Consider the following 6,415-nt stretch of genomic DNA (forward strand, 5'->3'; position numbering starts at 1 on the left):
CCGACGGCAAAGGGCCGCCCAATTGCCGGACCGACGGCAAAGGGCCGCCCAATTGCCGGACCGACGGCGAAGGGCCGCGCAATTGCCGGACCGACGGCGGAGAGCCCGCTCAGGTGCCGGTCGGTGGGCCCGGGAGGGCCGGCGGTGGGGCGGGCCGGGCGATGCCCCGCCGACGCAGGTCCACCTGGAGCTGGTCGGCCATCTGCTGGGTGGCCCGGCGGTTGAGGAAGCTGGCGACCGCCGCTCCGGTCAGGAACGGCCCGAGCGTGGTGAGGTTGCGACCGAAGCGCCGCAGCAGCATGTCCCGCAGCTCCTTGCGGGCGGCGGTGCCGAGCACCGCTCCCACTCCCACGCCGGGCACCATCGGGTTGACGCCGCGTTGGGTGGCCCAGGAGTGCACCAACGCGACCGCCCGTTGGCTGCCGGCGGCCGGTAGCGCCACACCGTGGATCTCGTGCAGCTCGCCGACGAGCTTCAGCTCCACCGCCACCACGGCCACCGTCTCGGCGGCCAGCAGCACCGGCGCGGAGAGCAGGGTCGGGGCCACTGTCCACTCGACGGCGGCGACGCCCCCGCCGGCCGCGCCGATGGCGGCGGTGGTCCTCGACGCGTTACGGATGAGGCGATCGGCCAGGGCGGCGTCGTCCAGGCCGGGGAAGTGCCGGCGCAACGTGTCCAGATCCCGTACCGGCACGTGCGGGGCGATCTCGGCGACGGTGTCGACCATCCACCGTACGGCGGCGCGGGGCTTGAACAGGTCGGAGATGCCCCGCGCACGGGCCTGCCCGACCATCCGGGTCAGGAGTTGGCGGCGTCGAGCCGGCGCGATGTCGTCCGCGGTCAACGCCGCGACGGTGGCGCCGAGGTCGTCCGAGCCACCGTCGGCACCGAGGTCGTCAGTGCCTCGGGTGGCACCGAGGTCGTCAGTGCCACGGGTGGCACCGAGGCCTTCCGTGCCGCCCTCGGTGGTGCCGCCTCGATCGCTCATCGGACCTCCCGGTGCTGTGGCTACCCGCTACGAGTCAAGCAGGTACCCACCGCAGCCGCATGCCTACACCGGCAGCGGCGACCCCGTTCAGGAGGCCGCCGCCGGTGTTGTCATGGTTGTCAGACGCACTCGCGGCAGATCAGCTCGCCGTTTCGCTCGACCGCCAGCTGGCTACGGTGGTGGACCAGGAAGCAGCGGGCGCACCGGAACTCGTCCTGCTGCATCGGAAGCACCTTGACCGTGAGCTCCTCGTCGGCCAGATCGGCACCGGGCAGCTCAAAGCTCTCGGCGACCTCGGCCTCGTCGACGTCCACCGCGCCCGACTGTGAGTCGACGCGCCGTGCCTTGAGCTCTTCCAGGCTGTCCTCGCCGAGGTCGACCTCGTCGCGACGCGGGGCGTCGTAGTCGGTGGCCATCGGTTTCACTCTCCCATATCGATGTTGTCGCTTCCGGTTGTAACGCCGGACGACGCTGTTTCGGTTCCGCTGGCCGGCCATCACTTGTGTCGGGCACCCGACCCGAGGACCGAACAGGTCGAGCCCGCCGGGGCGACTCCCCTGCGAGCGCGGAACCTTACCCCCCCTTGGGCGAGGCATGTATACCGCCCTTGCGGCTGAGATGTACGCCCCCGCACGCGAGATTGTTCCCAATGTGATTCAGGCGACACGAAGATAGGGGTAGTAGTACCCGGTTCGCGGTCGGCGCGCCGGCATGTCGGGCTGTTTCCACGCGACGGCCGGACAACCGTTAACCTCAGCGGCGTATTCGACGGCCGGCGGCCTGAGCGATCGTTCCCGGCCGCCACCACTCACTGAGGTCCGGGGAGCGCCCTGATGAGTTTTGCGCGCGTGCGAGCACTCGTCGTCGTCGGCCTGCTGGCGATCATCGCCCTGGTCTTCGTCGTCGTGGCCGTGGTCCGCGACAGCCAGGGCAACGCGGGCACCGCGGCGGGTTGCCCCGAGGGCTGGCCGCTGGCGGATCTGACCCTGCGCGAGCGCAAGGACGTCAAGATCAACGTTTTCAACGCCACGGACCAGCCCGGCCTCGCCCACACGGTCGCCGACGAGTTCAGCAATCGACAGTTCCAGGTCAAGAAGACCGGGAACGAGAAGAAGGTCGACAGCGTCGCGGTGCTGCGGTACGGCCCGAAGGGTGTCGGTTCCGCCCACCTGCTCCAGGCGTACTTCCTCAACAACGCCGTGCCGGGCTACGACCCGAAGCGCGCCGACGACACCGTGGACGTGGTGCTGGGCAACCGCTTCCAGCAGCTCGCCACCACGACCGAGGTCAACCAGTCGCTCGGCGACTCGGGCCCCCCGGAGGCACCCAAGGGCGCCTGCGCGTCCCCACCCGCCAAGTGACGCCGTAACCGGTCCCCCGCAACCCCAGGCCGGCGACCGGTAGCGGCCGGTGCCATGCCATGCCATGCCCACCCACCGGAGCCAGGCCCACCCACCGAAGCCGGGTCCACCGGCCGGGGCCGGGTCCACCCACCGAAGCCGGGTCCACCGGCCGGGGCCGGGCAGACCGACCGGGGCCGGGCAGACCGACCGGGGCCGGGCAGACCGACCGGGGCCGGGCAGACCGACCGGGGCCGGGCAGACCGACCGGGGCCGGGCCCACCGACCGGAGCCGGGTGCCAGGAGGGCGGAGGCGGCCACTCAGAGCCGGCTGACCTGGCCCGCCGATCAGGGACCGCCGGCGGCGTCCAGCGCGGCCAACCGGTCGTGCAGCGGCGCGAAGAGCGCGGGCGGGGCCGCGACCACCAGGTCGGGTCCCGGCGGCCGACCGGCCAGGCCGGCGACCCGGACCCCCGCCTCCGCGGCCACCAGCCCGCCAGCTGCCAGGTCCCAAGCCGCAAGACCCTTCTCGAAGTACGCGTCGAGCCGCCCCTCGGCGACCAGGCAGAGGTCCAGCGCCGCGGCACCGAGCCGGCGGATGTCCCGTACGTGTGCGATCAGCCCGGCCACCACCTGCGCCTGGTGCGCCCGACGGCCGGCGTCGTACCCGAAGCCGGTGCCGACCAGCGCCTGCCCCAGGTCCACCTCGCCGGAGCAGCGCAGCCGGGCACCGTCACGCCAGGCCCCGCCGCCGGCCGTGGCGGTCCATTCCTCGCCGGTGCTCACGTTGCGCACGACCCCGGCAACCACCACCCCGTTCACCTCGGCGGCCAGCGAGACAGCGGAGTACGGCAGCCCGTAGAGGTAGTTCACGGTGCCGTCGATCGGGTCGACGATCCAGCGCACTCCGCTGCGCGCCGCTCCGGCTTCCTCGCCGTACTCCTCGCCCAGCACCGAGTCGCCGGGGCGTAGCGCGGCCAACGCGGCGAGGATCTGCCGCTCGACCGCGCGGTCGGCGGCGGTGACCACGTCGGTGACGGTGCTCTTGGTGGCGGCGACGACGACCCCCTCGGCGCGCATCCGGTACGCGGTGTCCGCCGCGTCCCGGGCCACCTTCACGGCGATGGTCAGCAGCTCCGACGGTGTCGTAGCCGAGTTGGTCATGATTCGCCTCTTTCCGCACTCCGGGTGCATGTGGGTGGGTGAAACTACCGACCCGGGCTCCGAAGATCATCGTTCCCGACGCCGCGCCACGGCGCCAGAGCAGGATCTTTTGGCGTCGGGAACCGCCGTGAAGTGGGCGCACCGCACCGTCCACGCAGCTTGAGCGGCCGACCTCCGGCAATATGCCCCTTTCGGTTGGTAATGTCGCTTAAGTGCTTACCACCCTGTCCACGCTCGGCTCACAACCGATGCCCAACCGCGACCTGGTTGGGACGCCACCGGCCGGGCCGACAACGATCACGGTGATCCACACGCGCACCCTCGCAAACGCCACGTCGACCACGTACTGCCTGCTCAAGCGGCAGTTCGGACACGTTGTACGCGCCGCCGGGCGCGACGACGGAGCCCTTTGCCGGCCGCGCGGCTATCATTGCCGCGAAGCCCATATCTCCACCCCACCGACGGTCCCCACCGGCGGTACGCGGTGCGGAGCAGGATGATCGCCGCAGACGGCGTTACAATTCACCCCTGCCCACGCGGCACGGACCGCCGACCACCGGCCGGACCGTGACACGAGGGTCCCTCAACCACATCGCCCGGCACGGTAACCCTCGCTGCGCTGGACGAACCCGCCGTGCCCGCTCTTCGCCTCCGGAAGGTCATTCGTGACAGAACCCCGCCAGCCCGGCGCCGACGTTCGCTCGCTCACCGACACCCTGATCGCCCACGCCCAGAGCGCCGGTGGTCAGCTCACGTCGGCTCAGCTCGCGCGCACCGTCGAGTCCGCCGAGGTGACTCCGGCCCAGGCCAAGAAGATCCTGCGGGCGCTCTCCGAGGCGGGAGTGACCGTCGTGGTGGACGGCTCGGCGAGCACCCGCCGCCGCGTCGCCGCGGCGCGCTCGACCACGCCGGCGTCCCGGGCCACCACCGCCAAGACCACCAAGAAGGCCGCCGCGCCGGCCCCGAAGCAGGCCCCCGCCGGCGACGACGCCCCGGCGACGTCGGCCCCGCGCAAGGTGGCCGCTCGCAAGGTGACCGGTGCCGAGGCCGCAACGGCGACGCCGACGAAGGCGACCAAGTCGACCCGAGCCACCAAGGCGACGGTGGCAGCGGCTGCGGGAGCCAAGCCGACCAAGGCTGGCGGCAAGGCCAAGGGCGAGGGCGCCGAGGGCGAGATCGACCCGGAGGAGCTGGCCGCCGCGATCGAGGACGTGGTGGTCGAGGAGCCGGCCGAGCTGGCCCAGGCAGCCGAGACCGACGCCGCCGCCTCGGCGACCGACAACGACTTCGAGTGGGACGACGAGGAGTCCGAGGCCCTCAAGCAGGCGCGTCGCGACGCCGAGCTGACCGCCTCCGCCGACTCTGTCCGGGCGTACCTGAAGCAGATCGGCAAGGTTCCGCTGCTCAACGCCGAGCAGGAGGTGGAGCTGGCCAAGCGGATCGAGGCCGGGCTCTACGCCGCCGAGCGACTGCGGGCCGCCGACGAGGGCGAGGAGAAGCTCGTCCGGGAGATGGTCCGTGACCTGGGCTGGATCTCCCGCGACGGCGAGCGGGCCAAGAACCACCTGCTGGAGGCGAACCTCCGACTGGTGGTGTCGCTGGCCAAGCGCTACACGGGCCGTGGCATGGCCTTCCTCGACCTGATCCAGGAGGGCAACCTCGGTCTGATCCGGGCCGTGGAGAAGTTCGACTACACCAAGGGCTACAAGTTCTCCACGTACGCCACCTGGTGGATCCGACAGGCCATCACCCGCGCGATGGCCGACCAGGCCCGCACCATCCGCATCCCCGTGCACATGGTCGAGGTCATCAACAAACTCGGCCGCATACAGCGTGAGCTGCTCCAGGACCTGGGCCGCGAGCCCACTCCGGAGGAGCTGGCCAAGGAGATGGACATCACACCCGAGAAGGTGCTGGAGATCCAGCAGTACGCTCGGGAGCCCATCTCACTGGACCAGACCATCGGTGACGAGGGCGACAGCCAGCTCGGGGACTTCATCGAGGACTCCGAGGCCGTTGTCGCCGTCGACGCCGTCTCGTTCTCGCTCCTGCAGGACCAGCTCCAGCAGGTGCTGCAGACGCTCTCCGAGCGTGAGGCGGGTGTGGTACGTCTGCGCTTCGGCCTGACCGACGGCCAGCCGCGCACGCTCGACGAGATCGGCCAGGTCTACGGGGTGACCCGGGAGCGGATCCGGCAGATCGAGTCCAAGACGATGTCCAAGCTGCGTCACCCGTCCCGGTCGCAGGTCCTCCGGGATTACCTGGACTGAGCGGGTTTCGTCAACCGAACGTGTCGTTTTGACCACCTGGTGTGCAACACCAGATGGTGATCGTCCGGATGCACGAATGTGATCGTTGACGTGGCACCCTGGGTGCACGGCACACTGTCCCTTCCAGGTGTGACCTCGGTCCCCCGCGGGCACACAGGGAAGGCAGTGCCTAGTAAGGGTGTTGCACGATAGGTGAGCAACGACCGAAGAGATTGTTCATCGGTGACGACCAGAGGAGGAAGGCGATGACCCCGACCCTCACGCCGCCGCCCGTCACGGCGGCTCCCCCAGCCGCCGATGAACGGTGCGACCGCTGCAATGCTGCCGGAAAGCTCCGGATCACTCTTGCGGGTGGGAGCGAGCTGGTGTTCTGCGGGCACCACGCGAACAAGTACGCGGAGGATCTCGTGAAGATCACCGAGCGGTTCGCAACGGAGCCCGATTTCAGCTGGCGTGGCGCCGATCTGATGGCGAACTAAATCCGCAAACCGACATAGCTGACCGGAGGCACCCCGAGGCTGCCTCCGGTCAGCTTTTTCTGCCCGGACACCCCCGTGCCCCCGCGCCCCGCGCCCCGCGCCCCGCGCCCCGCGCCCCGCGCCCCGCGCCCCGCGCCCCGCGCCCCGCGCCCCGCGCCCCGCGCCCCGCGCCCC

6 protein-coding genes are annotated in these 6,415 nt (G+C 71.0%); 3 read left to right on the forward strand and 3 right to left on the reverse strand.

Annotated features, from left to right (window positions below):
- Positions 1–109: 109 nt before the first annotated feature.
- Together ACZ6NZ_RS13115 and ACZ6NZ_RS13120 are read right to left on the reverse strand one after the other, a co-directional pair.
- Positions 110–988, reverse strand: a complete 879-nt coding sequence (locus ACZ6NZ_RS13115) for a hypothetical protein (RefSeq protein ID WP_465858395.1) — start codon at positions 986–988, stop codon at positions 110–112.
- Between the two features lie 119 nt (positions 989–1,107).
- A complete protein-coding gene (locus ACZ6NZ_RS13120; protein WP_007075406.1) occupies positions 1,108–1,404 on the reverse strand; it encodes a DUF4193 domain-containing protein in 297 nt (98 codons plus the stop codon).
- Between the two features lie 432 nt (positions 1,405–1,836).
- Between ACZ6NZ_RS13120 and ACZ6NZ_RS13125 the strand changes: the two genes are divergently transcribed.
- A complete protein-coding gene (locus ACZ6NZ_RS13125; protein ID WP_465858431.1) occupies positions 1,837–2,349 on the forward strand; it encodes a LytR C-terminal domain-containing protein in 513 nt (170 codons plus the stop codon).
- A gap of 327 nt (positions 2,350–2,676) precedes the next feature.
- Here the strand turns inward: ACZ6NZ_RS13125 and ACZ6NZ_RS13130 are convergent, their stop codons facing one another.
- Positions 2,677–3,492 (reverse strand): inositol monophosphatase family protein, encoded by an 816-nt coding sequence (locus tag ACZ6NZ_RS13130; protein WP_465858396.1) that lies wholly within the window; start codon positions 3,490–3,492, stop codon positions 2,677–2,679.
- 665 nt (positions 3,493–4,157) lie between these two features.
- Here ACZ6NZ_RS13130 and ACZ6NZ_RS13135 point away from each other — a divergent pair.
- Positions 4,158–5,762 (forward strand): RNA polymerase sigma factor, encoded by a 1,605-nt coding sequence (locus ACZ6NZ_RS13135; RefSeq protein ID WP_366607129.1) that lies wholly within the window; start codon positions 4,158–4,160, stop codon positions 5,760–5,762.
- A 245-nt stretch (positions 5,763–6,007) separates the two neighbouring features.
- Positions 6,008–6,241: a DUF7455 domain-containing protein gene (locus ACZ6NZ_RS13140; protein WP_091402071.1), complete on the forward strand. Its 234-nt coding sequence runs from the start codon at positions 6,008–6,010 to the stop codon at positions 6,239–6,241.
- Positions 6,242–6,415 lie beyond the last annotated feature (174 nt).

It is taken from the genome of Micromonospora sp. NPDC047756 (assembly GCF_055587245.1).